This window comes from Methylobacterium sp. C25 (assembly GCF_021352225.1).
Lineage (GTDB): Bacteria > Pseudomonadota > Alphaproteobacteria > Rhizobiales > Beijerinckiaceae > Methylobacterium.
Window position 1 is genome coordinate 169,551 of sequence record NZ_JAAUVI010000004.1, and the last position, 26,341, is coordinate 195,891.

At 69.0% G+C, this 26,341-nt stretch carries 27 protein-coding genes; 14 read left to right on the top strand and 13 right to left on the bottom strand.

Features of this window, described 5'->3' with window-relative positions; genetic code table 11:
• Nucleotide 1 precedes the first annotated feature (1 nt).
• Nucleotides 2-2,173, top strand: coding sequence for a glycosyltransferase family 2 protein (locus tag HCU64_RS13360; RefSeq protein WP_233384461.1), 2,172 nt, complete (start codon nucleotides 2-4; stop codon nucleotides 2,171-2,173).
• A gap of 85 nt (nucleotides 2,174-2,258) precedes the next feature.
• On the opposite strand, the gene HCU64_RS13365 is transcribed toward HCU64_RS13360, so the two are convergent.
• The 3 genes from HCU64_RS13365 to HCU64_RS13375 form a co-directional block, all read right to left on the bottom strand.
• Entirely contained in the window at nucleotides 2,259-2,531 is a 273-nt protein-coding gene (locus tag HCU64_RS13365; protein ID WP_233384462.1) for a hypothetical protein, read from the bottom strand.
• Nucleotides 2,532-2,643: 112 nt separating this feature from the next.
• Nucleotides 2,644-3,558 carry an alpha/beta hydrolase gene (locus tag HCU64_RS13370; RefSeq protein WP_233384463.1) on the bottom strand — a complete coding sequence of 305 codons (915 nt, stop codon included), beginning with the start codon at nucleotides 3,556-3,558 and terminating at the stop codon, nucleotides 2,644-2,646.
• Nucleotides 3,559-3,661: 103 nt separating this feature from the next.
• Complete coding sequence (locus HCU64_RS13375; protein WP_233384751.1) at nucleotides 3,662-5,086, bottom strand: protein adenylyltransferase SelO; 1,425 nt, start codon at nucleotides 5,084-5,086, stop codon at nucleotides 3,662-3,664.
• A 145-nt stretch (nucleotides 5,087-5,231) separates the two neighbouring features.
• Between HCU64_RS13375 and HCU64_RS25425 the strand changes: the two genes are divergently transcribed.
• Nucleotides 5,232-6,236, top strand: a complete 1,005-nt coding sequence (locus HCU64_RS25425) for a UDP-3-O-acyl-N-acetylglucosamine deacetylase (protein ID WP_233384465.1) — start codon at nucleotides 5,232-5,234, stop codon at nucleotides 6,234-6,236.
• A 3-nt stretch (nucleotides 6,237-6,239) separates the two neighbouring features.
• On the opposite strand, the gene HCU64_RS13385 is transcribed toward HCU64_RS25425, so the two are convergent.
• Complete coding sequence (locus tag HCU64_RS13385) at nucleotides 6,240-6,746, bottom strand: aldolase/citrate lyase family protein (protein ID WP_233384466.1); 507 nt, start codon at nucleotides 6,744-6,746, stop codon at nucleotides 6,240-6,242.
• Between the two features lie 264 nt (nucleotides 6,747-7,010).
• Here HCU64_RS13385 and HCU64_RS13390 point away from each other — a divergent pair, with 264 nt between their 5' ends.
• Both HCU64_RS13390 and HCU64_RS13395 read left to right on the top strand, forming a co-directional pair.
• On the top strand, nucleotides 7,011-8,183 hold the full coding sequence (locus HCU64_RS13390; protein ID WP_233384468.1) for a lytic transglycosylase domain-containing protein: 1,173 nt from the start codon (nucleotides 7,011-7,013) through the stop codon (nucleotides 8,181-8,183).
• On the top strand, nucleotides 8,180-9,787 hold the full coding sequence (locus HCU64_RS13395) for a DUF2336 domain-containing protein (RefSeq protein WP_233384470.1): 1,608 nt from the start codon (nucleotides 8,180-8,182) through the stop codon (nucleotides 9,785-9,787). Before HCU64_RS13390 ends, HCU64_RS13395 begins: the two co-directional genes overlap by 4 nt.
• Before the next feature lie 35 nt (nucleotides 9,788-9,822).
• Here HCU64_RS13395 and HCU64_RS13400 read toward each other — a convergent pair whose 3' ends face one another.
• Complete coding sequence (locus HCU64_RS13400) at nucleotides 9,823-10,593, bottom strand: NAD kinase (protein WP_233384472.1); 771 nt, start codon at nucleotides 10,591-10,593, stop codon at nucleotides 9,823-9,825.
• A gap of 92 nt (nucleotides 10,594-10,685) precedes the next feature.
• Here HCU64_RS13400 and cutA point away from each other — a divergent pair, with 92 nt between their 5' ends.
• Nucleotides 10,686-11,012: a divalent-cation tolerance protein CutA gene (cutA, locus tag HCU64_RS13405; RefSeq protein WP_233384473.1), complete on the top strand. Its 327-nt coding sequence runs from the start codon at nucleotides 10,686-10,688 to the stop codon at nucleotides 11,010-11,012.
• A gap of 2 nt (nucleotides 11,013-11,014) precedes the next feature.
• Here cutA and HCU64_RS13410 read toward each other — a convergent pair whose 3' ends face one another.
• From HCU64_RS13410 to HCU64_RS13425, 4 genes are all read right to left on the bottom strand, one after another.
• Entirely contained in the window at nucleotides 11,015-11,623 is a 609-nt protein-coding gene (locus HCU64_RS13410) for a DUF805 domain-containing protein (RefSeq protein ID WP_233384475.1), read from the bottom strand.
• 190 nt (nucleotides 11,624-11,813) lie between these two features.
• Complete coding sequence (locus HCU64_RS13415; RefSeq protein ID WP_233384477.1) at nucleotides 11,814-12,944, bottom strand: glycosyltransferase; 1,131 nt, start codon at nucleotides 12,942-12,944, stop codon at nucleotides 11,814-11,816.
• Nucleotides 12,944-13,699, bottom strand: a complete 756-nt coding sequence (locus HCU64_RS13420; protein WP_233384753.1) for a lysophospholipid acyltransferase family protein — start codon at nucleotides 13,697-13,699, stop codon at nucleotides 12,944-12,946. The genes HCU64_RS13415 and HCU64_RS13420 overlap by 1 nt, the downstream gene beginning before the upstream one ends.
• Nucleotides 13,700-13,749: 50 nt before the next feature.
• Nucleotides 13,750-15,288, bottom strand: coding sequence for a phytoene desaturase family protein (locus tag HCU64_RS13425; protein WP_233384479.1), 1,539 nt, complete (start codon nucleotides 15,286-15,288; stop codon nucleotides 13,750-13,752).
• A 164-nt stretch (nucleotides 15,289-15,452) separates the two neighbouring features.
• On the opposite strand from HCU64_RS13425, the gene HCU64_RS13430 reads away from it, so the two are divergent.
• Nucleotides 15,453-15,722 (top strand): hypothetical protein, encoded by a 270-nt coding sequence (locus HCU64_RS13430; RefSeq protein ID WP_233384481.1) that lies wholly within the window; start codon nucleotides 15,453-15,455, stop codon nucleotides 15,720-15,722.
• 20 nt (nucleotides 15,723-15,742) lie between these two features.
• On the opposite strand, the gene crtI is transcribed toward HCU64_RS13430, so the two are convergent.
• From crtI to croR, 3 genes are all read right to left on the bottom strand, one after another.
• Nucleotides 15,743-17,317, bottom strand: coding sequence for a phytoene desaturase family protein (gene crtI / locus HCU64_RS13435; protein WP_233384754.1), 1,575 nt, complete (start codon nucleotides 17,315-17,317; stop codon nucleotides 15,743-15,745).
• A 121-nt stretch (nucleotides 17,318-17,438) separates the two neighbouring features.
• Nucleotides 17,439-18,260 carry a TrmH family RNA methyltransferase gene (locus HCU64_RS13440; protein ID WP_233384482.1) on the bottom strand — a complete coding sequence of 274 codons (822 nt, stop codon included), beginning with the start codon at nucleotides 18,258-18,260 and terminating at the stop codon, nucleotides 17,439-17,441.
• A 216-nt stretch (nucleotides 18,261-18,476) separates the two neighbouring features.
• Entirely contained in the window at nucleotides 18,477-18,950 is a 474-nt protein-coding gene (gene croR, locus HCU64_RS13445; RefSeq protein WP_183505516.1) for a 3-hydroxybutyryl-CoA dehydratase, read from the bottom strand.
• A gap of 390 nt (nucleotides 18,951-19,340) precedes the next feature.
• Here croR and HCU64_RS13450 point away from each other — a divergent pair, with 390 nt between their 5' ends.
• From HCU64_RS13450 to HCU64_RS13475, 6 genes are all read left to right on the top strand, one after another.
• A complete protein-coding gene (locus tag HCU64_RS13450) occupies nucleotides 19,341-19,565 on the top strand; it encodes a GCG_CRPN prefix-to-repeats domain-containing protein (protein ID WP_233384483.1) in 225 nt (74 codons plus the stop codon).
• 107 nt (nucleotides 19,566-19,672) lie between these two features.
• Complete coding sequence (locus tag HCU64_RS13455; protein WP_233384484.1) at nucleotides 19,673-20,272, top strand: cation transporter; 600 nt, start codon at nucleotides 19,673-19,675, stop codon at nucleotides 20,270-20,272.
• Entirely contained in the window at nucleotides 20,272-21,123 is an 852-nt protein-coding gene (locus HCU64_RS13460; RefSeq protein ID WP_233384485.1) for a metallophosphoesterase, read from the top strand. Before HCU64_RS13455 ends, HCU64_RS13460 begins: the two co-directional genes overlap by 1 nt.
• A 441-nt stretch (nucleotides 21,124-21,564) precedes the next feature.
• Nucleotides 21,565-21,927 (top strand): hypothetical protein, encoded by a 363-nt coding sequence (locus HCU64_RS13465; RefSeq protein ID WP_233384486.1) that lies wholly within the window; start codon nucleotides 21,565-21,567, stop codon nucleotides 21,925-21,927.
• A 2-nt stretch (nucleotides 21,928-21,929) separates the two neighbouring features.
• Complete coding sequence (gene cobF / locus HCU64_RS13470; protein WP_233384487.1) at nucleotides 21,930-22,685, top strand: precorrin-6A synthase (deacetylating); 756 nt, start codon at nucleotides 21,930-21,932, stop codon at nucleotides 22,683-22,685.
• Nucleotides 22,686-22,886: 201 nt separating this feature from the next.
• A complete protein-coding gene (locus tag HCU64_RS13475; RefSeq protein ID WP_233384488.1) occupies nucleotides 22,887-24,197 on the top strand; it encodes a hypothetical protein in 1,311 nt (436 codons plus the stop codon).
• A 60-nt stretch (nucleotides 24,198-24,257) separates the two neighbouring features.
• Here HCU64_RS13475 and HCU64_RS13480 read toward each other — a convergent pair whose 3' ends face one another.
• Nucleotides 24,258-24,833 (bottom strand): PAS domain-containing protein, encoded by a 576-nt coding sequence (locus HCU64_RS13480; protein WP_233384490.1) that lies wholly within the window; start codon nucleotides 24,831-24,833, stop codon nucleotides 24,258-24,260.
• A gap of 426 nt (nucleotides 24,834-25,259) precedes the next feature.
• Between HCU64_RS13480 and HCU64_RS13485 the strand changes: the two genes are divergently transcribed.
• Together HCU64_RS13485 and HCU64_RS13490 are read left to right on the top strand one after the other, a co-directional pair.
• The gene (locus tag HCU64_RS13485) at nucleotides 25,260-25,916 is read left to right on the top strand and encodes a ParA family protein (RefSeq protein WP_147045791.1); all 657 of its coding nucleotides are present in this window, start codon (nucleotides 25,260-25,262) and stop codon (nucleotides 25,914-25,916) included.
• A complete protein-coding gene (locus HCU64_RS13490; protein ID WP_233384492.1) occupies nucleotides 25,900-26,205 on the top strand; it encodes a ribbon-helix-helix domain-containing protein in 306 nt (101 codons plus the stop codon). The genes HCU64_RS13485 and HCU64_RS13490 overlap by 17 nt, the downstream gene beginning before the upstream one ends.
• The last annotated feature ends 136 nt before the right edge of the window (nucleotides 26,206-26,341 follow it).

Below are 26,341 nucleotides of genomic sequence, written 5' to 3' on the forward strand. Positions count from 1 at the left end.
CATGCCCCATCCCGATACGGCGAGCCTGATCCGCCGCGGCCGGCCGCCGGTCGCCCTGCCCGTCGAAGGCAGCCGCCTGCGCCTCATCATCGGCCTCGACGGCCAGGATCTCGGCCTGCGCTTCGTGCGCGTCAGCTTCCTCGACCCGACCAGCGCCGCCTTCAGCCGAGTGACGCTCAGCGCCGGGTTGAAGGAGGGCAGCTACAAGCCGCAGCTCGCGCTCTCGGCCGACGGCAACGGCCGCTTCAGCTGGACCGGCTTGCTGCCGAAGACCGTGCGGCATCTCGAACTCGCGCCGACCTTCGACGATTTCCTGCCGCCGCTGACCGACCTCGAACTCGCCGAGCCCCATCTCGGCGGCCTCATCACCACGGGGCTGATGCGGCGGCCGCATCTCGTCGCCGAGGCCGGCCTTTGGCGGCTGGTGCGCAAGCGGCTCAGGGCGAAATATCGGCTGGAGGCGGCCGTCCAGCCGCGCGCGCTCGCCGGCTACGACGACTGGATCGCCCGCTTCGACACCGTGACGGCAGCCGACCGCGCCCGCATGAAGGCCGAGATGGCGGGCTGGGCCAAGCCGCCGGCCCTCTCGGTGCTGATGCCGGTCTACAACCCGGATCCGGGAGTGCTGGAGAAGGCGATCGCCTCGGTGCGAGGCCAGCTCTACCCGCACTGGCAGCTCTGCATCGCCGACGATGCCTCGACCCGGGCTGGCGTGGCGGCCGTGCTCGAACGCGCCGCAGCCGCCGAACCTCGAATTCGATTGATCCGCCGCAGCGAGAACGGCCACATCTCGCGCGCCACCAACAGCGCACTGGAGGCGGCAACGGGGACGTTCTGCGCGTTGCTCGACCACGACGACCTGCTGCCGGAAAATGCCCTCTGGGAGGTCGCCAGCGCGATCGTCGCCGATCCCAACCTCGATCTGATCTATTCCGACGAGGACAAGGTCGATGCAAAGGGCAAGCGCTTCGAGCCTCATTTCAAGCCGGACTGGAATCCCGAGCTGCTGCTCGCGCAGAACTACCTGAACCACCTCACCGTGATCCGCACCGAGCTGATCCGTCGCGTCGGTGGCCTGCGCCCCGGCTTCGAGGGCAGCCAGGACCACGACCTTCTGATGCGCATCGCCGACGACCTGACGCCGGACCGCGTCCTTCACATCCCGAAGGTGCTCTATCACTGGCGCGCGGCGATCGGCTCCGGCACCTTCTCGGACGCGGCCTTGGCCACCGCGGAGGCGGCACGGCTGCGCGCGCTCGACGAGGCCATCGCGCGGCGTGGCTGGCGGCACCGGGCCGAGCGCGGGCCGGCCGGCTTCAACCGCATGGTCCGCGCGCTGCCCGAGCCGGCACCGCTGGTCTCGGTGGTGATCCCGACCCGTGATCGGGCGGAATTGCTCTCCGTCGCTCTCGAGGGGCTGCTCACCAAGACCGACTACCCTGCGATCGAAGCCGTGATCGTCGACAACGACAGCGTCGAGCCCCAGACGGCAGCCCTGTTCGCTCGCTACGCCGACGATCCGCGCGTGCGGGTCGTGCCGAGCCCCGGTGCGTTCAACTTCTCGCAGCTTTCGAATGTGGGAGCCGAAGCGGCGCGGGGCGAGGTGCTGCTCTTCCTCAACAACGACATCGAGGTGATCGAGCCCGGCTGGCTGCGGGAGCTGGCCTCGATCGCGGCCGAGCCGCATGTCGGGGCCGTCGGCGCGAAGCTGTTCTATCCGGACTGGACCTTACAGCACGGCGGCGTGGTGCTCGGCGCCGGCGGCATCGCAGGCCACAGTCATCTTGGGATCGAGCGCGAGGATCCAGGCTACTTCGCCCGCATGGTCGTCGCGCAGCAGGTCTCCGCGGTTACCGGTGCCTGCCTCGCCATGCGCAAGGCCGTGTTCGAGGAGATCGGCGGATTCGATGCCGAGCGGCTCAGCGTCGCCTTCAACGACATCGACCTCTGCCTGCGCGCCACGCAGGCCGGCTATCAGGTGATCTGGACGCCGCACGCAGTGCTGATACACCACGAATCGAAGAGCCGCGGCCAGGAGGACACGCCGGAGAAGCGCAGGCGGTTCGAGGGAGAGACCAAGGTGATGGTCGAGCGCTGGAGCAAGCAGCTCTCGCGCGACCCGTTCTACAACCTGAATCTGTCGAGGGCGAAGGCGAACTTCCGTCTGAACTGACGGAGCTTCCCCATTTATTCGGGCGCAGCCATGAAGGCTGCGCCCGATGCGAGACCTCTCGGCTGGCCTCGGTGATCGAGGCCGATCAGTAAGGATAGCCCTCGTAGCGGCGGCCTCGCTCGCCATAGGGCACGTCGCGCGGGCCGTAGGCGCGACGGTAGTAGTTGTAGCGCGACGGGGCGTAGTTGCCGTTGTTCACGCCGGCCGAGCGGTCATTCCCACTCTCGGTGGCGTAGGGCGAGAGGCCGCTGCCGCTGCTGCTGTTGCCGCCACCCATGGCGAAGGCCGATCCGGCCGCGAGAAGGACGCTTGCCGCGACAGTCGCTGCAAGCACGGATTTGGACGCGATCATCGTCATCGTGGTCTCCCTGTATGCACGCTAACTCGCGAGGTCGGCAGAGGATGCATGGCAAAGCTTCACCGAAGCGTTTTCGCCGTCGCCTCTCCTGCGTCCGTCATCCGACGCAGCCTCATGCCGCCTCCTCGGGTAGCGCGGCGGCGGTCCTGACCTCTCGGCGCAGGAAGTGGGCGGCCATCTCGATGGAGCGGCGCGCCTCCGGCACGTAGTTGTCGGCGAGTTGCCAAGCATGCGGCACCACCGGCCAAAGCGCGAGTTCCACCCGCACGCCGGCCGCGCGCGCGCGCTCCGCCAGCGCGACCGCGTCGTCGCGCAGGACCTCACGCTCGGCCGCATGGATCACCAGGGGCGGAAAGCCGGAGAAATCGGCCTCGATCGGCGAGGCGCGAGGATCACGGGGGTCGGCCCCGGCGAGGTAGGCCGTGATCAGACTCGCCAGGATGCCAGGGGTGAACATCGCATCGCGGTGCCGGTTGGACCGGAACGAGGCGCCACGCGCGAGAAGGTCGCTGGCCGGCGAGAACAAGGCGGCAGCGGCAGGCACAGGCAAGCCACGGCGGCGCGCCTCGACGATCAGCGCAAGCGCCAGGTTCCCACCCGCGGAATCGCCGACCACAGCCGCCGGTCCCTCCTGCGAGAAAGCGGTCCAGGCCGCCACGACGTCTTCGAGAGCTGCCGGAAACGGGTGCTCCGGAGCGAGGCGATAATCCGGCACGAACACTCGGAAATCCGCTCGCGCGAAGGCCGCCGTGATCGTGCGGTGGGTAAACGGCGAGCCGCCGACGAAGCCCCCGCCATGCAGGTAGAGCAGGTGAGGGCGCGCTACGTCGGTCTTCTTGCGTGGCCTCACCCATTCGCCCGGCACACCGCCGAGTTCGCCTGGGTCGAACACCGCGCTCGGCGAAGGGTGGAGCGTGTTCTGGTGGAAGACCGCGCGGATGCGGGCAATGTCGGGGGAATGGCCGAGCCGCGCCTTCACACGGATCCGGGCCGCCAGATCGAAGAGATATGCGCGAAGGCTCGCCATGGTCCGTCCGCTCCGGCGGCGAGGCCCGCGCGCCGGCTCGTTTCGTCCTATGACATGCCTTCCGGGATCCGAGCCACCTCGGGCTCGCCCGTCCTGGCCATCCCTAGGCCGACAGGGGCCGCGTCCCGTAGGCGTCGGCCATGGTGTCGATCGCGGCGAGCTTCGCCGTGAAGGCCGACCAGTCGTCACGTTCCGCGATGGGCTGCCAGATCCCCTCGACCTCGTCGATCAGCATGGTGCAGGGTTTTCCCGCGAAATAGGGATGGTCGAGCCGGGCGTCGGCTGACGGCTCCAGATCCTGCAGAGCGGCGTGGACCGGCTTGAAATCGTCTCCTGCGTAGAAGGAGGCGGCCGGGCTCGCCGCCGCCCGCGCCTCGCTGGCGAGTCCGCCTCGCCAGTCGAACAAGGCCTGCTCGAAGGGCATCTGGCTCTTGGCCATGAAGCTCCAGAAGGCCGAGATCAGCCGGTGCAACGCCTGCTCGTCGCTCGGGCGAGCCAGTCCGAGCCGGAAGAGGATCGCGTCGGCGAAGGCGTCCTGAAGCGCCGGTCCGAAGCCCTTGAGGCTCGCTTCGAGCCGCGTCTGCTCCGTGAGCGGGATCAGGCATTCGGCGAGCCGGCTGAGGTTCCAGAACAGCGCCTCGGGCTGCCGGCCGAAGCTGTAGAGCCCGTACTCGTCGAAATAGGCCGCGGTGAAACCCGCATCATGCGTCGGCGCGAAGCGCCACGGGCCGTAATCGAAGCTCTCGCCGGTGACGTTGATGTTGTCGGTGTTCAGCACGCCGTGCACGAATCCCGCCGCCATCCATTGCGCGCCCATCCTCGCCACCCGCGCGATCAGAGCGTCGAAGAAGGCGATCGTCCGGTCGGCCAGCGTCTCCTCGCGGATCTCTGGGTAGTAAGTGGCGACCACATGGTCGACGAGCCGCTCGATGTTCCGGGTCTCGCCCAGCGCCAGGAAGCGCTGGAAGGTGCCGATGCGGATGTGGGAATGGCTCAGGCGCACCAGCACCGAGGAACGGGTCGGCGAGGGCTCGTCACCCCGCTCCAGCGCCTCGCCGGTCTCGATCAGGCTGAACGACTTCGAGGTATAGACACCGAGCGCCTCTAGCATCGTGGTCGCCAGCACCTCGCGCATGCCACCCTTCAGCGTCAGCCGCCCGTCGCCGGCGCGTGACCACGGCGTCTGGCCGCTGCCCTTGGTGCCGAGGTCGAGGAGCCGCCCGTCACGCAGATCGTGCAGCTGGGCGAACAGGAAGCCGCGGCCATCGCCGAGATCGGGGTTGTAGGAGCGGAACTGATGGCCGTGGTAGCGGAGCGCCAGCGGGGTCTCGAAGCTGCCGGGCAGCGGCTCGAACCGCCCGAAATGCGCGATCCACTCCGCCTCCGACAGTCCGTCGAGGCCGACGCGTTGCGCCCAGGGCTGGTTGCGGTAGCGCAGGATGGTTTGCGGAAACCGCGCGGCGGCGACCACGTCGAAGAAGTCTGAGCCGAGATCGGCGTGGCGGCGCGAGGGGTTCGGGGAGGGCAGGGGCTTCGGACTCCATAGAGGATTTCGACCACGAGGTCGGCCGGTTCGGCCGGGCGGTCAACCCGCGAAGCCGTCTGCAGTTTTCGCAGGCGACAAACGGCACGGTTCGCATAAAGACGAAGGCTAGCACATACGGGGGCGCAGAGTGCCCGTCGATCAGCGTTTCGAGGCGACCCTTGCGGCGCCGTTCTCGGTCTCCGGGCGCGGCCTCCACACCAACCGGTTCGCCCGCGTCACCGTCGCGCCCGCGCCGCCGGGCCATGGCATCCGTTTCGATGTCGCCGGAGCCGGTGCGGTCGGCCTGTCGTACGAGACCCGTGCGCCGAGCCGGCTGAACACCGCGCTGAGGCTGCCCGACGGCACGACCTTGCGCACCATCGAGCACCTCGCGGCCAGCCTGTCGGCCTTCGGTGTCGACAACGCGCTGGTGATGGTCGAGGGCCGCGAGATGCCGATCTTCGACGGCAGCGCGCGCGACTGGTGCGCGGCCATCGTCCAGGCTGGTCTCACCACCCAGGCCGCACCGCGACGCCTCCTCCGCATCACCCGGCCGATCCAGGTGGCGATGGGCCAGCGTTTCGTGAGGGCCGAGCCGGCAGCGTCGCTCGAACTCGACGTCACCTGCGAGTCCTACTACGCGGGCGGCGTGCAGGCGTGGCGCGGCCATCCGTCTGCGAAGACCTTCGCCGAGGAGTTGGCGGCCAGCCGCTCCTCGGGCCAGGTCAGCCGGCTCTGGGATTTCGGCCCGGTAGCGACCCGGGTCCTGGCGCCGCTGCTGCGTCCGATCGGACGGCGGGCAGTTGCCGAGCCAGCCGGCGGACCGGTAGCGAACGCGCCATGGCCGGATCTGCCGACTGCGCTCACCGATGGGATTCGAGCCGGCATGGCGCATCCGCGCGGCGAGCCGGTTCTGCGCGGCGTCCGGCTCGGGCGAGCCGCGATTCAGGTCGGCCCCTGGGTGCTCGGCGGCGCGCGCTTCCCCGACGAGCGTGTGCGCCACAACGCCCTCGACCTGCTCGGCGACCTGATGCTCGCAGGGCGGCCCCTCGTCGGCCGGATCGTCGCGCACCGGCCGACGCACAAGCTCACTTACGCGTTCGTCGCCACGCTGATGCAAAGCCCCGACGCCTACGAGGTCGTCGAGGCCTAGCGCTCACGATTCGGCCCGGATGAGCTCGGCCTGCCGCGCGTCACGGGCGAAGATCGCCGCAAACCCGTCGCGGCGCGCCGCGGCAATCACTTTTTCAGGATCCTCACCCGGATAAGCCGCCTCGATCGCCACGACGCCTGCAGCCGAGGCGGCGAGGCGAACCATGGCGCGCGCGTGGATCAACACCGGTGACCAGTCTCCCTCGACCGTGACGGGCTGCGCGCCGAGTTCTTGCGCAAGCGCCGCATCCCAGCCGATCCCGCGAAGGCGCGGGCTCGCTCCCGCGAAACTCGCGGCGGCGAGGACCCCGGCAGCGCTGGTAACGAGGGCCACGATGCCGATGCCGCCATCCGGCAGGCCGTGCTCCGCCTCATGCACAGCGAGGTGCGCTCCAAGGCGGGCGATGTCGCGCCCATGGCTCGCCGTCAGCAGAATCGCGTCGGGACGAAGCTCCGCCAGTCCATCGAGATCCCTGGCATCGATTTCATCGACACGCAGCAGCAGTGGCACGGAGCGCCGTCCGGATGCCCCCTGCATCGTTGCGAGCCGCAATGACGGATGTGCGGCACGCGCATCGACGACCCATGCATCGGCGCAGGACGAATTCGGCTCTTTCGCGCCATCGGCGATCAGATAGGCCCGCACAGCGCACCCCAACCCCCTCGCGCGCCGAACCGGGACGCAGCCCGGCCGCAGGTCTTCAAGCTTCCTTTACCATAACGGCAGGAAAGTCCGTTACGCGGCACAGCGTTAGGCCGCTCGGCCACATCATCCATGTTCCTGTTCACCAATGCCCCCGTCGGCACCCGCGACACCGGCTCGACCGCCGGCAGCGGCCGCACGGTCACGGGCACGGCGAGCTCTCCGAACGGATCGGTGGTCGACGCGATCCGCAGCGGCGCCGAGTCCAGCGGAGTCGGCTTCGAATACCTGCTCGCCACCGCCAAGCGCGAATCCGGCCTCGACCCCACGGCCAAGGCCGCGACCTCTTCGGCCAGCGGCCTGTTCCAGTTCATCGACCAGACCTGGCTCGGCACCATGAAGGCGGCCGGGGCCAAGCTCGGCCTGTCCTCCTATGCCGACGCGATCACGGCGCGGCCCGACGGCACCTTCAGCGTCGCCGACGCCGCAACCAAGCAGCAGATCCTCGACCTGCGTCGTGATCCGCGCGTCGCCACGGCCATGGCCGGAGCGCTGACCCAGCGCAACCGCGACGCGCTCGGTGCGTCGCTCGGCCGCGAACCGACCAGCGGCGACCTCTACGCAGCGCATGTGCTCGGGGCGAAGGGCGCCGCCACGCTGATCAATTCGGCCCAGGTCAGCCCGGCACGTCCCGCGGCGAGCGACCTGCCGGAAGCCGCGGCCTCCAACCGCAGCCTGTTCTACGACAAGACCGGCCGCGCCCGCGGCTCGGCCGAGCTCTACGCGATGCTGTCGACCAGCACGGCCGGCGGCCAGAGCGCCGTCGCGGGCACCGCGAACGTGCCGGAGGCCACCACGGCCTATGCGTCCCTCGACGACGGGCTGCGCAGCCTCTTTCAGACCGACCGGCGCCAAGGCGCGATCTCTCCCGGCGTGGCCAAGCTCTGGCAGAACCGCGGAATCAGCACCGAGACCGCGCGCAGCGCGCCGACCTATTTCCCGCGCTCCGATTCCGAGGCGAGCACGACCGTCTCCGAGCCCGAGACCACGGGCTCGATCGGCTCCATCGGCTCCGCAACCACAAAGACCGCACCGATCCTCGTGCCGCTGCCGCCGCGCCGCCCCTCCGCGCTGGAGCTGCAGCAGCGGACGCCGCCGGCATCCACGAAGGTCGCGGCCGCCCCGGCCGCCGTCGTCGAGGAGCAGCCGGCAACCGACACGCCCGCCGTCACCCAGACCGCCAAGGCTGGCTCCGGCGGCTTCCTCGATCTCCTCTCCACCCTCGGACTTCGGAACGGCCAATGACCCTCCGTCAGTTCCTCCTCTCGACGCAGACCGCCTCCGTGGAACGCCGCGCCGAGGCCGCAGCGGCCCTCGGCCGAGCGTATTGCCACGGCAACCTCGCCCCCGAGGCGGCCTGGGAGGCCAAGACCGCGCTGCTGGCGCTCCTCGACGACGGGTCGGCCCTGGTGCGCCGCGCCTTGGCGGAGGCCTGCGCCGCATCGCCATCCGCGCCGCGCCCACTCATCGTGGCGCTGGCCTCCGCCGAGCCCGAGATCGCCTGCCTGGTGCTCGCCCGATCCCCCGTGCTGATGGATGCCGACCTCGTCGATTGCGCGGCGATCGGCTGCGAGACGGCCCGGTGCGCCATCGCCGGTCGCGCCGACATATCGATGCCGGTGGCCGCCGCACTCGCCGAGGTGGCGGGCGCCCCGTCGCTCATCGTCCTCGCCCGCAACGGTTACGCCAGGGTCGGCGTCGCCGCGCTGCTGCGCATGGTCGAGCGGCACGGCGACGATGCCCGCTTGCGCGAGGCGCTGCTCGCAAGGCCCGGCATCGGCATCGAGGTACGCCACGCGCTCTCCGCGCGCGTCTCCGAGGCCCTATCCTCCTTCGGGCTCGCCAGCGGCTGGCTCAGCCGCGAGCGCGGCGATCGCATCCACCGCGAGGCACGCGATTGCGCCGCCCTGTCATTGAGCGACGAGGCCGGCGAGGCCGGGCTGGCACGGCTGGTCTCCCACCTGCGGGCGCAGGGGCAGCTCAATGCCGGATTGATCCTGCGCGCCATCCTGACGCTGCGCATGCCTTTCGCCGAGGCGGCCCTCGCCGACCTTTCGGGTTTGAGCCGGGCGCGCGTCGCCGGGCTGATGTTCGAGCCGCGCGGCGCAGGCTTCGCCGCGCTTCATCGCCGCGCCGGGCTACCCGCCCTGCTGTTGCCAGCGATCCAGGCCGCGCTCTCGGCCTGGCGCGAGGGCGCGACGGGCGCCGCCGAGATCGAAGGCGCCCGGCTGGCGCGCCGGATGATCGAGCGGGCTCTGACCGCCTGCGAGGAGATGCCTTTCGCCGAAAGCCGCAGCCTGATGCAGTTGCTCGCCCGGTTCGAGGCAGAGGCCGCCCGGGAAGAGGCCCGCGAGCACGCCCGCGCCCTGGCTGACGAGGCCGCGCGTGACGCGATCCTGCGCATCGAGGCGGCCGAGCGCCAGAGCGATGGCTTCCTGCCGGAAGCCGTCGCGATCCCCTCCCGGCAGCTCGCGCCCAGCGCGGCGGAGGAGCCGATGGTGTCGGATCGGATCTCCCGCGTCCTCGACGAACTGCCCGACGCGATCATCACCAGCTATCGGGCCGAGCAGGAGCGCCGCCAGGCCGAGGCGACGAGTGCCGTCCTCGACGGACTTTCCGATTCGCTGATGGCGAGCTTCCTGGCGAGCCGCGAGCCTCCGCCGGAGAACAATCAAGCGCCGGCCGTCATGCTGACGAGCAAGGCCAGTGAGCAGAACCAGGCCCCCGTGCTGCTATCGGTTCCCTCGCGGGAGCCGGCCGCTCAGGACGGCCCGGCGCTGGTCGAGAGCCTGATCTCCGAGAGCATCATGGCCAGCTACCGGGCGGACCGCCTCCGGATGGCCGCCTGACAGGTCAGGAGGCGCCAAATGCCTCCCAGGCAGGATCAGCCGAACTGCTCGCGAAGAATCCTCTCGTCGAGGCTGTGGCCGGGATCGTGCAGCAGCACGAGGTCGGTGGCATGGTCGAGCCAGGTCTCAACAGTGCGGACCCGGCGGAATTCGGTGTGGTCGGCCACCGCCGCCACCGGCCGGTGCGCGGCCTCCAGCACCTCGATATGGATGCGCGCGTGGTTCGGCAGCAATGCGCCGTTCCAGCGCCGCGGCCGGAATGACGAGATCGGCGTGAGTGCGAGAAGCTGCGCGTTCAGCGGCAGGATCGGCCCACCGACCGAGAAGTTGTAGGCGGTGGAGCCGGCCGGCGTCGCCACCAGCACGCCGTCCGCGATCAGTTCGGGCAGCCGCACCTTGCCGTCGATCGAGATCCTCAGCTTCGCCGTCTGGTGGGTCTGGCGCAGCATGTAGACTTCGTTGATCGCCGGCGCCTCATGCGTGCGCCCCTCCGTGTCGGTGACGACCATCGAGAGCGGATGGATCACGCTGCGCTGTGCGTTCTCCAGTCGTTCGATCAGGCCGTCCTCGCGGAACTCGTTCATGAGGAAGCCGACGGTGCCTCGGTTCATGCCGTAGATCGGCTTGGAACCGTCCATGAACCGGTGGAGCACTTGGAGCATCAGGCCGTCGCCGCCGAGCGCCACCACGACGTCCGCTTCCTCCGGCGTGACGTGGTCGTAGCGGCGCATCAGCGCCTCGGCAGCTTCGCGGGCATCGGAGGTCGGGCTCGCGACGAAGGCGATCCGGTGGAAACGCGCCGCCATCGAAACCGTCGACCCGCCTTCGAACGTTGTTGACGCCGGGATGGCGCGAGGTCTCACTCGCGGCCGGACGCATCTTCGATGAGAGGCATAGCATGGAGCGCCCGCTCCTCGTCTACACCACGATGCCGGATACGCAGACGGCCCTCGCCATCGGCGAGGCGCTCGTGCGTGAGCACCTCGCCGCCTGCGTGAACGTGCTGCCCGGCATGGAGTCGGTCTATGCCTGGAAAGGCGAGATCGAGCGCGGGCAGGAGGTCGTGGCGATCCTGAAGACCCGCGAGGGCCAGGCGGAGGCGTTGAGTGCCGCGCTGAAGGCCCGCCATCCCTACGAAACGCCCATCATCCTGCATCTGCCGGTGACGGGCGCCGATCCAGATACCGCCGCCTGGATCCTGGCCGAGACCGCCACCGCGGGCTGACGTCAGCCCACAACGCCGCGTCGGCCAAAAGTGCGGACGGGCGGGGCATGCGCGTAGGCAGGCTCTGGGATCGCGTGCGCCGGTGCCGATTCCGGCGGCGGCAATGGCTCTGAGGCGATTTTGAGCGCGCGTTCGTGCCACGAAGCCTCGCCCTTCCGGTTTCTCTCGTCGGAATTCCCGTCGCCCCTCACGCCCACGCTCGGCCAGAACAGCAGGACCAACGCGAAGACCCCTTTGGCGGCGAGGCCGGCCGGGTGGCCGTCAATGATTCCGGCGAGCAAGGAATGCTCACCCGTCTGAGGCGCCAGCACCATCGCCTCGTAGGCGGAAAAGGCCGACATTGCAGGCAGCACGAGCCTCGGAGGAAAACCGGCATCGCGCAGGCGCTTCGTGGTGAGTGCCGTGCTGGTCCAAAGCATCGGGATCACGCCGATGGCCACGAAGAGCCCCGTCCCGACGAGCGTGTCGCCAGAGCCCTTCGCGAGACCGGCGACGAAGCCCAACGTCGCGAGCGCGACGCCGACACCGGCGACCGAGGCAACGATCATGCTCCAGCCGAAAAAGGCGAGACGACTTAATCGCCCCTTGAACCCGAACAATGCCCAGAACATCGCCGCACCCATCATCGCGCAAGAGCGTGATCGCGGGATATGACGGCTTGCTTAATCCGATCGGCGAAACAGGGCCTCAAGTCGGGTTTCGAGCGGTTCGCGGGCATCGTGACTTGGTCGGACGGACGTGCTGCAGGCCGCGTCGTTCCACCACCGCGCAGGGTGGCGCAAGACCGGCAACCCCGTCAGGTCAGTGGGGCCCAACGGGATAGCTGCGCCCTTTCCACGCGGCTGGCGCCTGTCCGCGCGCCTCCCTCACCAAGGCCGCCCACTGGATCGCCAACGCCGTGGTGATCGCAAAGGGGTGCAGGGGGATCGTCGCGAGCGGCTCGGCACAGGCGCGCGTGATCGCAGCCCGCGTCCCGAGGGAGACGACGCCCGCGGCAAACGCGGTCAGCGCAGCCGCCGGCCGTCCGGCCGCCAGCGCAGCCGCGAGCAACGGCCAGGGCAGGACGTGGCCGCCGAAGAGCAGGATCGTCCAGACGGGCAGGGCACGCGGGGTCGCCATGCCCTCGCGTGCGTTCTTCGAGAAGCCGGCCCAGGCTTGGCCGAAGCTCGAATACATCCGGCAGTCGGCGAGCGTCGCCCCGGCGACGAGATCCGTCCGGAAGCCTGATGCGCGCAACATTCGGGGCAGCATCACGCCGTCATGAAGCGAGGCGCGCACCGCCCCGTGGCCGCCCGTCTCGCGATAGGCATCGGCCGAGACCATCACGAGCTGACCGCAAGCCGCTGCGAGAGAGACGTCGGGACGCTGGCGCATCAGCGGGATCGGCAGGAAACCGAGCAGCAGGAAATTGATGGCGGGCACCGTGAGCATCTCGCCCAAGCTCCGCATCACCTGGCGCGGCACGCCGCTGACCAAAGCCGCGCCGCTGCGCTCGGCATGGGCCGAGAGCGCGGCAGCGGCATGCGGACCCAACGTCACGTCGGCATCGATGAACAGCAGGCGCTCGCCCCGGGCAGCCGCGGCGAGGGCGACACAGCCATTATTCTTGCCGGTCCAGCCCTCGGGAAGGGCCGGGACCGAGACCAAACGCAGACGGGGCTCGCTTTCGGCCATTCCGGTCACGATCGCGGCCGTGGCGTCCGTGGACTGATCATCGCCGACCAGCACCTCGACTGCGACTCCCTCGCTCGCGAGTGCCGCCTGGACGGTGCCGGCGATGATCGCCGCCTCGTTCCGGGCCGGGATCAGGATCGAGACGAGTCCCGTCGCGGCGGGTATCGGCTCGGGCGCGGCGAGGCTCCGGATGTTCACGGCGGCCAGCACTGCCGGCAGCAGGGCGAGGACGAGGGAGATGAGCGCGAGGGTCACCATCACGGCTTCCGCTCGGCCTCGGCCGCGCCGTGGGCCGGATCGAAGCGCCGGCCTCGCGCCAGAGCCACGGCACGGCGCCAGAGGTCGTAGACGCCGCCGATCCCGCGTGCACCCTCGATCACCGGCACGAAGCGGGCGGGATCGCGGACCATGACGTCGGCAGAAAGCGCATCCAGCGTCGCCGTCAATGCAGCCTCGAGCCGGGCCAGCCGCTCGCCGCGGTTCAGCGCAAGGAGGTCACGGGCGGGGACCGGCTCGCCGAAGGCACAGCAGGCCTCGGCGCCACGCTCGTCCCAGAAGGCGTAGTCGAGAGCGAGGGGCAGAAACAGCGCCTCCGGAGCGATCTCGGCGAGATGCGCGATGCCGGGGCGCAGATCGAGCGGACGGCTGCGCACGTCGGAAAAGCGGCCCTGCGCGGTGACCCAGAGCATGTGCCTCGGTTCAGCCAGCACCGTGCGCGCGGAAGCCAGGAACTGCGCGGCCCCGCGGCGCGTCTCCAACTCGACCGGGAAGGCGCCGAGACGGCGGAAGATGCCGTAGCGCTCCAGCGTCCGCGCGTCGAAGGGCGCGAACATCGCCCGTCCCGGAAACAACCGGTCGGCCAGCAGGATCAGCACCGCGGCATCCCACCAGGAGGGGTGATTGCAGTAGATCACGAGCGGCCCCGGATGATCGGCCTGGCGCGGCGCGCCCCAGCGGGCCAGTCGCAGGGCGTTCATGTGCCGGCGCAGGAAGCGCGCGAAATGCGCCGCCATGAAGCGCCAGACGCGCTCGGAGCGAGCCGGGGCGGCGCGGTGGGGCGTGTTCACGCGCTCTCGCGCAGGCCGGGCCGCACCCCCGCCCTCAGGTCGGAATCGAGGGCGTCGGCGGCGATCCAGCCGGACATCATCACCATCGGCATGCCTGGCCCCGGATGGGCCGCGCCGCCCGCGAGATAAAGGCCCTTCACCTCTCGCGAGCGGTTGCCGGGCTTGAAGGCGCCCATCATCCGCCCGTGCGAGGCAAGCCCGTAGATCGCGCCGTTCAGCACGTGATAGCGCTCATGGATGTCCTGCGGCGTCAGGTGGCGCTCGACCACGATGCGCTCCTCGAGATCCGGCATTCCCCCAGTGCGTTTGAGCTTGTCCAGGATCACCTGTCGATAGGCCGGGAACATCGTCTTCCAATCGTGGTGCGGGCGCAGATACGGCGTATGCACCAGGACATAGAGCGCCTCGCCGCCCTCCGGCGCCACCGATGGATCGGTCCGCGACGGCGCCGCGAGATAGGCGGTCGGGTCCGGCGCCGGCTCGCCCTTGCGGTAGATGAAGTCGAACTCTTCCTGCGGATCACGGGAGAAGACGAAGTCGTGGTGGCCGAGATGCTCGTAGCGCCGGTTCAGCCCCAGATAGAGCACCACGCCCGAGCAGGCCGGCTCGAACGTCTTTGCCGCATAGGCCCTGCCGGTCTCGCCGCCGACGAGCTCGCGGTAGGTGCGCACGGAATCCATGTTGGAGATCACGGCATCGTAGGCGGTGATCCCCTCAGCCGTGCGAACACCGCGCACCACGCCGTCGCGGATGTCGAGGCCCTTCACCTCTTCGGCCGGCCGCATCACGGCGCCAAGATCGGTGGCAAGCTTCGCGAGCCCCTCGGCGACGGCTCGGGTGCCGCCCATCGGATACCAGACGCCTTCGGAGACCTGCATGTGACCGATGGCGCAGAGCACGGCCGGCGCACCGTAGGGCGAGGAGCCGACATACTGGACGAAATGGTCGAGCATCTGCGCCAGCCGGGCATCCTTGACCTTGCCGCGGATCGTGGCGGCGACGGTGGAATGCATACGCAGGGAGAGCACGTCGCGCAGGGTCGCCGGGTTCATGTTTGCGCGGATGTCGATCGTGTCGAAGAGATCCTGCACCGCCTTCCAGAAGAAGAATCGTTCCGAGACGCCGTGCAGGGTCTCGGAAATGGAGAGGAATTTTCTGTAGCCCTCGCCAGCGTTCTGACCCGGAGCGAAACTTTCCATCGCCGCCGCCATGGCGTCGACGTTCTCGACGAGGTCGATGCGCGAGCCGTCCTCGAAGAAGCAGCGCCATTGCGGATCGAGCCGGCGCAGGTCGAGCGCCTCGTGCACGTCGCGGCCGGCTTCGGCGAAGATCCGCTCCAGCACGCGTGGCACGGTAAGGATGGTCGGCCCCATGTCGAAACGGAAGCCGCCATCGTGCAGCACGGCCGCCTTGCCGCCGAACCACGAGTTCTTGTCGTAGAGCGTCACGCGGTGCCCGCGTGCCGCCGCGACGCAGGCCGAGGCCAGGCCGCCCAAACCGCCGCCGATCACCGCGACCGAAGAACCGCTGCTCATGGTCGAGGCCACCCCATCGAGACCGGCCGAGAAGCCGGGCGCTCATGCGAAGCTAGAAGCGAGATCGGACCGGTCAACGCGAGACTCCGCCGCGCCCCAGACCCACGACGCAGGAACTTTCCAGCCGCGCTCGGACGTTGATTGAAGAAACGAGGAGTATTCCGATGTCCGCGCGATCCATCGCCGCCGCCTTTCTGCTGATCACAGCCGCGACGGCTGCACCAACCCTGGCCCAGTCCGTCGACCAGACCGGTACCGGCGGCGGCCCCGCCTCCACGATGAGGGCCCCGAACACCACGGCCGTCGGTCAGACCAAGCCGCCGGGCGCTGCGGCCGGCCCAGAACGGTCCGATACGCGTGAGGCGCGCAGCGACGTGATGAAGCGGGACGACAAGATCATGAAGGGCATCTGCATCGGCTGCGGCACGAAGTAGCCGCAGCGGGACATCGCCGCTCACGTGGCGAGCGGCGATGTCCCGGGCAATTCCCGCAGGGCGGGCGCCTTGGCTCCGACGAGGTCTTCGATGAGCAGGCGCGCCGAGATCCGTGCGCCCTCGTAGATCACCGGCAGGCCCGAGCCCGGATGGGTGCCTCCGCCGACGAGATACAGGCCCGGCCCGAACCGGTTGTGAGGGCGGAACCACAACATCTGCCCGAGGTCGTGGGCGAGGTTGAAGGTCGCGCCTTGGTGCACGGCGAACTCGTCCCGCCAATCGCGTGGGTCGAGCACGCGTTCGTAGCGGAGGCGGCTTTCGATGTCGGCGATGCCGAGCAACCTCAGCCGCTCCAGCACCAGCCGTCGATAGGCCGGCCGCGCCTGTTCCCAGTCGATGCCGGATTTGAGGTTCGGCACGGGCACCAGCACGTAGAGGGCGGTATGGCCGGGCGGCGCCATGCCGCCATCCGTGAAGCCGGCATGCTGCACGTAGAGCGAGGGCTGTTTCGACAGCGTGCCGCCGGTAATCTCGGCGATGTTCCGCTGGTAGTCCCTGGCGAGCAGGATCGAGTGGTGGCCGAGCCCCTCGGGCATCCTGCCCTCGATGCCGAGATACATCATGAAGGTCGAGCAGGAGAGGCGGGACTTTTCCACCTTGCGGTCGCGCCAGCGCGGGCGGTGGCTCTCCGGCACGAGCGCTCGGATCGTACCGGCGAAATCGCCGTTCAGCACCACCGCATCGGCGTTGAAGGGCTCGCCATCGACCATCACGCCCGAGGCGCGCTTTCCCTCGAAGAGCACATGTTCGACGCGCGCGCCGAGGCGGATGTCGACGCCCAACGTCCGGGCGAGCCCCGCCATCGCTTCCGAGACCGCCCCGCAGCCTCCGACAGGGTGATAGACCCCGTGCTCGTATTCGAGGAACGACAGGATCGTGAACAGGCTCGGGCACCGGAACGGGCTCATCCCGAGGTATTTGGTCTGGAACGAGAAGGCGAGGCGCACGCGCGGGTCGGCGAAGTAGCGCTTGAGGTCGCCGTCGACGCTGCGGCCCGGATGGAGATGGGGCAGGGCCGTGAGCATGGCCGGGCTCACCATCGACCAGAACCGGTCGAAGGCCTGCTCCAGAACCGGCTTGAACCGATTCAGCTTGGTCCGGTTCTCGGCGAAGAAGGCGGGGAGGTTGCGGGCATCGTCAGGTGCGATGCGGGCAATCTCGGCCTGGAGCCGGCTCTCGTCGCCGGTGGCGCGAATCTCACCCGAGAGGCCGTCCTTGCCCTCGAAGAGCAGGTGGTACATCGGGTCGAGGCGCCGCATCTCGACGTGATCCTCGAGGCGCTCGCCGCAATTGGCAAAAATATCGGCGAGGATCTGCGGGTAGAGGAAGAAGGTCGGCCCGATGTCGAAGCGGTAGCCGCCGGGCGCCTCGACCGTCTTGGTCCGCCCCCCCACCGCCTTGTCGCGCTCGAACAGCGTGACGTGAAGGCCAGCCTTGGCGAGAAGGAGAGCGGTGGCGAGGCCTCCGGGGCCGGCGCCGACCACCGCGACGCGACGGCCCGACAGGCTCCGCAAACGCTCACCCGACTGAAGCAATGCCGTCCGCCCTCTCGAAGCCAACCTTCGCTCGAGTGATCTCGGCCCCAGCCCGCCCTGCGGCAATTGCAGCGCAATGTCGCGCGCAATGCAACGCTTGGTTTGAGCCCTGCGTCGACTGTCAGACCCGTCCGCGCGCCCGCCAGAATTCGCGCAGGACGATCGCACCGGCGGTGGCGACGTTGAGCGAGTCGAAGCCCGGCGCCATTCCGATCCGGGTCTTTCGGCATTTTGCCATGAACCCGGAGGCGAGGCCCGGTCCCTCGCTGCCGAGCAGAACAAGGGCGCGGGCGGGCAGGGGGGCATCCGCGATGTCGTGCTCGGCGCCCGGCGTCATCGCCAGCGGCACCAGATCGTGGCGCTCCGCGAGATCGAGCAGCGCATCCGCGCTCGCCGCGCGGGCGAAAGGCACGGTCAGCGCCGCGCCGGCCGAGACACGGATCGCCTTGCGATAGAGCGGATCGCAGGTCTCGGGGTCGAGCAGCACTGCATCCGCCCCGAAGGCGGCGGCGTTGCGGAAGAGGCCGCCGACGTTGTCGTGGTTGGTCAACCCAACGAGGCCAAGCACCGTCGCCGGGGCGGGCGGTACCGGGATCAACACGTCCGGCTCCAGCGACGTACCGCTCAGGCCCACGGCGAGTACGCCGCGATGGATCGGAAAGCCCGCCACCGCGCTCATCACTGCGCGCCCCGCGAGATAGACCGGCGGCGGATCGGGCAGGGCGCCGAGACAGTCGGAGAGGCCAGCGAGCCGCTCCGGCAGCAGCAGGATCGACTCCGTGCGGAAGCGCGAACCTGGCGACAGCATCAACCGCAAGGTGACGTCGCCCTCGACGATGAAGCGCCCCTGTCGCCCGACGAGATCACGCTCGCGGATCGCCGCATAGGCTGCGAGGCGGGGATCCGCGGGATCGTCGATGGGGATGGTTTCGGGTTTGCTCATGCCGCTCCAGAACCGTGCGCGAAGTGCATTCGCGGCACGCAGGGAGGAGGGGGCGCCTGGCTAGGCTTTCCTTACCGAATTCGGACCCTGCCCGTCATTCCGGGGCGCCGGAGGCGAACCCGGAATCCATAACCGCAGGTGGCGCAAGATCAGGCATAGCCTGTGGTTCTGGATTCCGGGTTCTCGCTTGCAGCGAGCCCCGGAATGACAGGGCCCTCAAGCCCTACCGCCGCCCATGCGCATGCTGGCCGGGTCGGATTCCTCCTTCTTCGGCACCTTCACCAGGGCCTCGCCGTCGAGCACCACTTCATCGCCGACCTTGCAGGTACAGGACAGGCGGGCGCGCCGGCGCTCGGGGATCAGTTCGGCCACCTCGACGATCACCTCGACCGTGTCGCCGATGCGCACGGGAGCACGAAAGTTCAGCGTCTGGCTGATGTAGACGGCACCGGGGCCGGGCAGACGGGTGCCGAGCACGGCAGAGATGAGCCCGGCCGTGTAGAGGCCGTGGGCAATGCGGGCGCCGAAAGGCGTGCGCGCCGCGAAGTGCTCGGACAGGTGGATCGGATTGCGGTCGCCGGTGATCTCGGCGAAGCCCACTACGTCGGAGGACGAGATTTCTTTCTTCAGCGTCTCAGTGAGCCCGACCTCAAGATCCTCAAAATACAAAATACGAAGTTCGGGCAGCATCGTTGAGTTTCTCCTGTGCCGCCACGAAGAAGGTGGGCTTGGCAAAGCTTTGGCCTCGCACAGGAGGCCACGCAAATCCAGTGCGCCATTGATACGCCCGGCGGCCTTCATTCGCGAGCGCGACGCGTATCATTACGCAGGCCTTTCCGGGCGACGGGCCGGGTCTTGGCCGGCCTGTGTCCTCCTGCTTTCGCCGGACGAACCGACGCCGCGCGTCCCCGCGATCGGCGAAGAAGCTTGGCCGTCAAGCCCTCGACTTCACGACGCATCGAACCAGATGGGGGCGCGGCGGTTCCGCGAAACGAGGGCCGTCGGAGGACGGACGGGGCGGACAGACCCGGTGGCGCGAGGGGCGCGACCGGCCCCCTGGCCACAACCGAGGAGAAGCATATGACTTGGAAATTTGCGGGTTTGGGCCTCCTGGCCCTCGGAACCGTCCTGGCCGGCAGCGGCGCTGCCGAAGCCCGGTTCGGCTGCGGCCCCGGCTTCCATCCCAATCCCTACGGCGTCTGTCGCCCGAACGGCCCGCGCTTCTTCGGACCGCGCCCCGGCCCGCGTGTGATCGTCGGCCGCCCCGGCCCGCGCTACTACCGCCACGGCTATCGTCGTTGGTAAGCCTGATCGGCCCTGAGAGCAGGGCCGCTGAATTGCCCCCGGCCTTCCTTCTCGGCTAGGGGCCTCCCGGCGGCGGATCAGCCGCCGGGTCGAGGCGATCGGACAGGATGGACGCGCAGGGCGCAGCTTCAGGATTGCGGCCGGTAGTCGTCCGGGTCGCCGGGCTGAACCTCGCCTATTTCGGCATCGAGATCGCCGTCGCCCTGACGATCGGCTCGGTCGCGCTCATCGCCGACAGCCTCGACTTCCTCGAGGACGCGGCGATCAACCTCCTGATCTTCGCAGGCCTCGGCTGGAGCCTTCGCAACCGGGCGCGGCTAGGCACCGGGCTCGCCTTCATCCTGCTGGTGCCGGCGATTGGCGCTGCCTGGGCCGCCTGGGACAAGGTCGCGGACATGGCGCCGCCCGCCCCCCTGCCGCTGACACTCACCGGGATCGGCGCGCTCCTCGTCAACCTCACTTGCGCTCTGATGCTCGCCCGCCATCGCGGCGGCCATGGCAGCCTGACCAAGGCCGCCTATCTCTCCGCCCGCAACGACGTGGCGGCGAATATCGCGATCATCGTGGCCGGCCTTGCCACCGCGGTGACGCTCTCGCCCTGGCCGGATCTCGTCGTCGGCATCGGCATCGCGATCCTCAACGCGGATTCCGCCTTCGACATCCTCAAGGCCGCGCGCGCCGAGCGCCGGGCCGCAATGAACGTCTGATGCTGCTCTTTCCGATCTCCGATCTCCATCTCGAACGCCGCCGTCCCGATCTGATCTCGCGGCCCTCGGCGCCCTTCGACGTCCTGGTCTGTGCCGGCGACCTGTTCGAGGGCCATCCCGAGCAGGGGCTCGCGGCCGTGCTGGCGCTTGCCGGGGGCCGGCCCGTGGTTCTCGTGCCGGGCAACCACGAGCACTATGCGCCGACCGGCGATCCGCGTACCGCGCCGGACTTGCTCGACGCCCTGCGTGCGGAGGTCGCGCGCCTCGCCGCCGAGGGCGCCCGTCTGCACCTGCTGGAGCACGGTGCGAGCACGGCGATCGATGGCGTGCGCTTCGTCGGCACGACCCTGTGGAGCGACTGGTCCCTGGCTGGGCGCTGGCTGAAGACCGACACGCCCGACCGCCCGGAGGATCCGGTGGCCTATGCCGCCGCGCGGATGACGGACCCGGTCACCGGCTCACGCGAATATCGCGGCTCGATCCGCAACGCCGATGGCTCGTCCTGGTCGCCGGAGGATGCCATGCGGGCGCATCGCGCGCAGAAGGCGGCATTGCTGGCGGCGTTGGCCGAACCGCATGACGGGCCGACGGTCGCCGTCACCCATCACCCGCCGAGCCCGCTCGCCGCCGATGCGTTTCGCAATGCGCCGGGCGTGCCCTGGTGGGTGCCGGCCTTCTACGCGACGACCGTGCTGGAGGATCTCCCCGACGCGCAGCGCCCGCAGGCCTGGATTTCCGGACATTTCCACGCCGGCCACGACCTGCGCGTCGGCCGCACGCGCTGGGTGGCCAACCCGGTGGAAGGCAAGACATTTTCGCCCGAGGTGCGGGTGGAGGTGGGACGAGAGTAATCTCTGCGGATACCACTGCAACCAATGGCGTGATTCAGCGTTCGGCAACCGTGTTTCCAAGTGTTTGCCCCGGTCCCATGTGGGTTCTGGTGACGAAACGCACGGAGCAACTTTACCAATACCGCTAACCGGTCATTGAGCTTGATGAGCGGTTGCCAGCTTACCGCCCGAGGAGAGGGCAGAGAGTCATGAGAGAGCGCATCGAGGATCTGAGGTTCATCGTGATGATCGGCCTGGTGACGCTGCTCGGCACCTGCGTGACGGCCCTCGTCGGCTGACGCGGCAAATCTCCGCACTGGCTCATCCTGGGATCGGCTGACGCATCCGGGTTACAGCCTTCGTTACCCAAATCACGTACTGCCTCGTTCCATGGACCCGAGAACAAGCCGGGAACGCCGGCCCTCTCTCGGAGCGAATCCGTCGGATCGGAGGAGGCCTGACATGCGAGGCTCGAGACTGTCCGCCCCCCTTGCGGCCCTCGTCGCTGCAGGCTGGCTCGCCGGCTCGCCCGCGCTGGCACAGGAGCAGCAGGGCGGGCTCGATGGCCTGCGCGGGGACTGGCACCGCTGCGTCCGCCAGCACTTCTCCGGCCAGCCGCTGAGCATCGAGAAGCGCGCTGCCGAGCGCGCGGCGCTTGCCGCCTGCAAGGCGCAGGAGGACGCCTATGTCGCCGCCGAGCTGACGGCGCGCACCGCCGCTTCCGACGGCTCGCAAAGGCGCGGCCTGACGACCCGTGCGCTGGCCTGGATCTCGTCGGCAGCCTCCTACGTCGTCGATCCGGTCGCCTCCTGGTTCGGCCGCTGACCTTGCGAAAACTACTCGTCATCGGGATCGGCACCGGCAACCCCGAGCACGTCACCCTCCAGGCGGTCCGCGCGCTCAAAGCGGCCGATGCGATCTTCCTGATCGACAAGGGGGACGCCAAGGCCGAGCTGCTGCGCGTGCGCCGCGAGATCTGCGAGCGCTTCATCGAAGGCGAGCCGCCGCGTTTCGTGGAGGCGGCAGATCCCGAACGCGATCGGTCACCGGCGGATTACGGGGTGGCGGTCGACGATTGGCACGCCGCGCGGGCCGAGCTCTACGAGGCGCTGATCGAGACACATCTCGGCGAGGGCGAGAGCGGTGCCTTCCTCGTCTGGGGCGACCCATCGCTCTACGACAGCACGCTCAGGATCATCGAACGCATCCGCGCGCGCGGACGGCTCGCCTTCGCGTGCGAGGTGATCCCCGGCATCACCAGCGTCCAGGCGCTCGCCGCCGGCCACCAGATCCCGCTCAACGGCATCGGCGAGCCGGTGACGATCACCACGGGCCGGCGCCTCGCGCAGGACCTCTCCACGGACGGCGCGACCGTCGTGATGCTCGACGGCAAGGTGGATCTCGCCGGGCTCGACCCGGACCTGACGATCCAGTGGGGCGCCTATCTCGGCACCGCCGACGAGCTGCTGATCGCGGGCCGGCTCGGCGACGTCGCGGAGCTGATTCGCACCACGCGGCGCGAGGCGAGGGCACGTCACGGCTGGATCATGGATATCTATCGCCTCAGCCGGCCTGCGACATAAGAGCCGACTGGCGGAGCGTTTTTCTCCCGGCCCTCATGTCGAACGATTTGTTCGTTTTACAAAACGTATCCCAGCCGACACAGCCGATCCACGACATGCATTCGGCCTCGGAAACGCCGCGGCCCGGCCCTTGCTTAGCCGATCAAGCAATGAAGACTGGCCGTGGTCGTGGGCGACCATCGAGCCATCTGGGGGCAGGTCATGGCGAGAGCCTGGCGCGTCGTATGCGGGTTGGGACTTGCGGGTTTCGCGCTCGGCTGCCTCGGCGCGGCGAGCATGGTCGAGGCTCATCTGCGCAACGGGTTGGAGCCTGGCGAGACCGGCCTGTTCGGCATCTATGCGCGTCTCTCCCTTGAACTCGAATCGCGCCTCGGAACCGACCTGCCGGTTGCCGATACCCGCATCGTACTGGGTCCGGGTGGGCGGGACGTGCGCCTTCATGGCGAGCTGACGGACGGGGCGGGCGAGCGGCTCGAACGGCTTCTCTCGGAGAATCCTCAGGTCGAGCGCATTCACCTCACCAGCGAGGGCGGCCTCGTCGATGAGGGCGAAGCGATCGGCGCCGCCATCGCGCGGCACCACCTCGCCACCTACGTTCCCGATTATTGCGTTTCCGCCTGCACCCTCGCCTTCGTGCGCGGCAGCGAGCGCTACCTCTTGAAAGCCTCGCGGCTCGGCTTTCACGCGCCCTACGAGCCGGGACTGTTCGGACAGGCCTTCCAGGCGGATGCCGCGCCGGAGCGCGCCGCTTACCTGGCGGCCGGTGTCTCGGCGGATTTCGCGGACGACGCCCTCAAGGTGGCCTCGACCGACATGTGGTTTCCCGATGCGGAGAGGCTCACCAAGGCCAATGTCGCAACGCGGATCGTCGACGCCGCGCATTTCCCCGACTCCACCCTCGACGACGGTGACGACGCGGCCCATGCCCGCGCCGCGGTGTTGCGCAACGTCGACCTCCTGAATGGCTTCGAGACGAAGGCGCCGCGCATCATCGACGGCATCGCCGCCTGGTACCTCGAAGGCTACCGCAGCGGCCGCTCCGAATCCGACGCCTTCGAGGGCATGAAGCGGCTCGCCGCCCGCGCCGTTTTGCGAGCCATGCGCGAGGCCGACGATCGCAGCACGGTCGCCTTCGGTCGTCACCTCCTGAAGGCCATGACAGAGGCGCGCGCGGGGACCTGCGCCGCCATAGGAGCCGACGGCAACCTCGTCCTCGCTCAGCACGTGCTCGCCAAGGACGGCAGCGGCGGGTCGGTGGATCTGGCCGCCCGGACCCTGATCATACGGGTGCTGTCGCGCGAGGACGCGCCCGCTATCCCCAACGCGCTGACACTGTCCGACGACGCCCTGCGGCCGATGTCGGCCCCGCCGCCATCCGAATGCGCGGCCCTGAGGGCGGCCTATTCCGAAGCCTTGGCCCATCCCAAGCGCGAGGCGGCGGCAGCTTTGCGGGGCTTGATCACCCCGGCCTCGGCGCCGCGCCCGTCGCTCGAGGCCTCCGCAGAGCCTTAGGACCGCAGCGCGTATCCTGTCGCCTGCGACTGGCGCGGTTCCGGCCGGTCGGGCCAGGGATTAATGATGGCGCGCATTCGCAGCCGACGGCACGAGGCGTCGAGCCAGCTCGAAGCCGATCTCCACGGCCAGCCGGTCGACGAGCCGAGCCAGGCCCGGATTGTCCAACCGCGGGACGAGGCCTTTCATCGCGATGACGTGCTCCGCGAGCTGATTGGCCTGCCATTGCGCCCGCCGCGCCGGGCCGCCACGGCCGAGCCGCCCCTCCGTGAGGTCGAAGGCGAGGCCACAGGCTCGCGCCGCTTGGCGCTCACCGCCGAGATCGGTCCGGCCCATCAGCCGAAGCCAGCGGCCTCCGTCCCGCGTGCGGAACTCCGCCTCGAACGGCCCGCCACTCTCCAGGGATGCCGCGAACAGGGCCGCGATCCGGCTGCCATCCTCGGCATGGATCGCCGAGACCAACCGTGCCAGCGTCATCCCGGCCAGTTCTTCCGAAGCGAGGCCGAGTGCGTCGCCGAGGAGCGGAGCAGAGCCGAATCGGTCCGCTGAAACGTCGTGCGTCCAGGCGCCGAGACAGGCCGAACCGTCGAGGGCGGCCCCGAAATCCACGTCGTGCGAGGGAAGGACGGACAGCATGCGGGCGGACTCCGGCGAGGCGCGAGGACCGGTCACGACGCTCTCTGAAAATAAACTTCAAGTAAACTCATTCAGAGATCGTTTGCGATGACGAAACCTTAGGCCGCTCTGTAATCCTCTGTAAAGGCACCTTTGCCGAAGTCGACCGGCATCGCCGGCGGCATCGTGGCAAAAAATAACCTGAGGTTTATACCTGAGGAGCGATCTCGGGCGGCGAAGCGCCGGACGCGACCGGATCACAGGACGCCGTGATCTCGTCATCCCACGATCCGATGCTCTTAACGACCGATTAACCATAATCGTGACACCAAAGAGCCAGGGATATCCGGGATCAGGGCATCCTGGGATCACAGGACGCTCAGCCGGGCCGGCGTGATCCTCGAACGATCGGGGCGACAGCCGACAGGCTCCAGGGGTTTCACGCCGATGAAGGCCATCACGTTCGTCACGCAGAAGGGGGGCAGCGGCAAGAGCACGCTCTGCATCTCGCTCGCCGTCGCCGCGCAGGAAGCCGGTAAAACGGTCTGCATCCTGGAGATGGACCGCCAGGCCACCGTCTCGGACTGGCTCGACCATCGCACCGCCGACGGTCCGGAGGTCGCCCAGATCGACGCCACGCAGATCGAGGCCGTGATGGAGCGGCTGCACGAGTCGGCCTACGACTACGTGTTCATCGACACGCCCGGCGTCGATTCCGCCGGCACGCTGTCGGCGATCCGCGCGGCCGATCTCTGCATCATCCCGTGCCGCCCGACGCCCGCCGATCTGCGCGCCTTCAAGCCGACGCTCGCCGCGATCTACCGGCTCGAGAAGAAGTTCGCTTTCGTCCTGAACCAGACGCCGCCGCGCTCTTACCGCATCCGCGACGCCGCAGACGGCCTCGCCGTGCTCGGCATCCTGCCGGACGTGAACATCGTCGCACGCACCGACCACCAGGACGCCATCGGCGTCGGCCAGGGCGTCACCGAGTTCAATCCGAAGGGTCAGGCTGCCGGCGAGATCCGCCGCCTCTGGTCCTGGATCGAGCGCCGCATGCAGCAGGGCCGCGGGGCAGGGGCAGGCAAGCATGTCAAGGCCGCCTAAACTCGACCTCGCCGCGATCGTCGCCGCCGCGACGCCGCCGGCCCGCAAGAGCGCGGACATCGTCCAGCTCGACGTCCCGGCGCCGAGGCCGAAGCCGGCCGCGACGCTAAAGGAGCGCGCGCGCCAGATGTCGGTCTATCTGGAGCCGCCGGTCTACGATCAGCTGCGCGATCTGGCCCATACCGAGCGCACCAAGATGCACGCGCTCATGCTCGAGGCGCTCGACCTGCTGTTCAAGCAGCGTGGCGCCCGCTCCATCGAGCAGATCAACGAGGCCGAAGGCCGTTGAGCCTTCTAGATCGATTATCCTGAATTTCAGGAATGACTTGCGCACGGATTTTCGTCCGCTGCGCGAGATCGGCTGCGCGCTTTTTCGCCACCGCCATCGGCCAGGTGTGATTTCGCGTTTCTGAACGCGAGCTTAG

Bases quoted from the DNA above. Each gene is read 5' to 3' on its own strand.
- croR (WP_183505516.1), bottom strand. From the start codon at position 18,950: ATGCTGCCCGAACTTCGTATTTTGTATTTTGAGGATCTTGAGGTCGGG.
- HCU64_RS13390 (WP_233384468.1), top strand. From the start codon at position 7,011: ATGTTCCTGTTCACCAATGCCCCCGTCGGCACCCGCGACACCGGCTCG.
- HCU64_RS13395 (WP_233384470.1), top strand. From the start codon at position 8,180: ATGACCCTCCGTCAGTTCCTCCTCTCGACGCAGACCGCCTCCGTGGAA.
- HCU64_RS13485 (WP_147045791.1), top strand. From the start codon at position 25,260: ATGAAGGCCATCACGTTCGTCACGCAGAAGGGGGGCAGCGGCAAGAGC.
- HCU64_RS13420 (WP_233384753.1), bottom strand. From the start codon at position 13,699: ATGGCGGCGCATTTCGCGCGCTTCCTGCGCCGGCACATGAACGCCCTG.
- HCU64_RS13410 (WP_233384475.1), bottom strand. From the start codon at position 11,623: ATGTTCTGGGCATTGTTCGGGTTCAAGGGGCGATTAAGTCGTCTCGCC.
- HCU64_RS13490 (WP_233384492.1), top strand. From the start codon at position 25,900: ATGTCAAGGCCGCCTAAACTCGACCTCGCCGCGATCGTCGCCGCCGCG.
- HCU64_RS13360 (WP_233384461.1), top strand. From the start codon at position 2: ATGCCCCATCCCGATACGGCGAGCCTGATCCGCCGCGGCCGGCCGCCG.
- cutA (WP_233384473.1), top strand. From the start codon at position 10,686: ATGGAGCGCCCGCTCCTCGTCTACACCACGATGCCGGATACGCAGACG.
- HCU64_RS13460 (WP_233384485.1), top strand. From the start codon at position 20,272: ATGCTGCTCTTTCCGATCTCCGATCTCCATCTCGAACGCCGCCGTCCC.
- HCU64_RS13365 (WP_233384462.1), bottom strand. From the start codon at position 2,531: ATGACGATGATCGCGTCCAAATCCGTGCTTGCAGCGACTGTCGCGGCA.
- HCU64_RS13440 (WP_233384482.1), bottom strand. From the start codon at position 18,260: ATGAGCAAACCCGAAACCATCCCCATCGACGATCCCGCGGATCCCCGC.
- HCU64_RS13425 (WP_233384479.1), bottom strand. From the start codon at position 15,288: ATGAGCAGCGGTTCTTCGGTCGCGGTGATCGGCGGCGGTTTGGGCGGC.
- HCU64_RS13400 (WP_233384472.1), bottom strand. From the start codon at position 10,593: ATGGCGGCGCGTTTCCACCGGATCGCCTTCGTCGCGAGCCCGACCTCC.
- HCU64_RS13450 (WP_233384483.1), top strand. From the start codon at position 19,341: ATGACTTGGAAATTTGCGGGTTTGGGCCTCCTGGCCCTCGGAACCGTC.
- HCU64_RS13415 (WP_233384477.1), bottom strand. From the start codon at position 12,944: ATGGTGACCCTCGCGCTCATCTCCCTCGTCCTCGCCCTGCTGCCGGCA.
- HCU64_RS13430 (WP_233384481.1), top strand. From the start codon at position 15,453: ATGTCCGCGCGATCCATCGCCGCCGCCTTTCTGCTGATCACAGCCGCG.
- HCU64_RS13480 (WP_233384490.1), bottom strand. From the start codon at position 24,833: ATGCTGTCCGTCCTTCCCTCGCACGACGTGGATTTCGGGGCCGCCCTC.
- HCU64_RS13370 (WP_233384463.1), bottom strand. From the start codon at position 3,558: ATGGCGAGCCTTCGCGCATATCTCTTCGATCTGGCGGCCCGGATCCGT.
- HCU64_RS13475 (WP_233384488.1), top strand. From the start codon at position 22,887: ATGGCGAGAGCCTGGCGCGTCGTATGCGGGTTGGGACTTGCGGGTTTC.
- HCU64_RS13465 (WP_233384486.1), top strand. From the start codon at position 21,565: ATGCGAGGCTCGAGACTGTCCGCCCCCCTTGCGGCCCTCGTCGCTGCA.
- HCU64_RS13455 (WP_233384484.1), top strand. From the start codon at position 19,673: ATGGACGCGCAGGGCGCAGCTTCAGGATTGCGGCCGGTAGTCGTCCGG.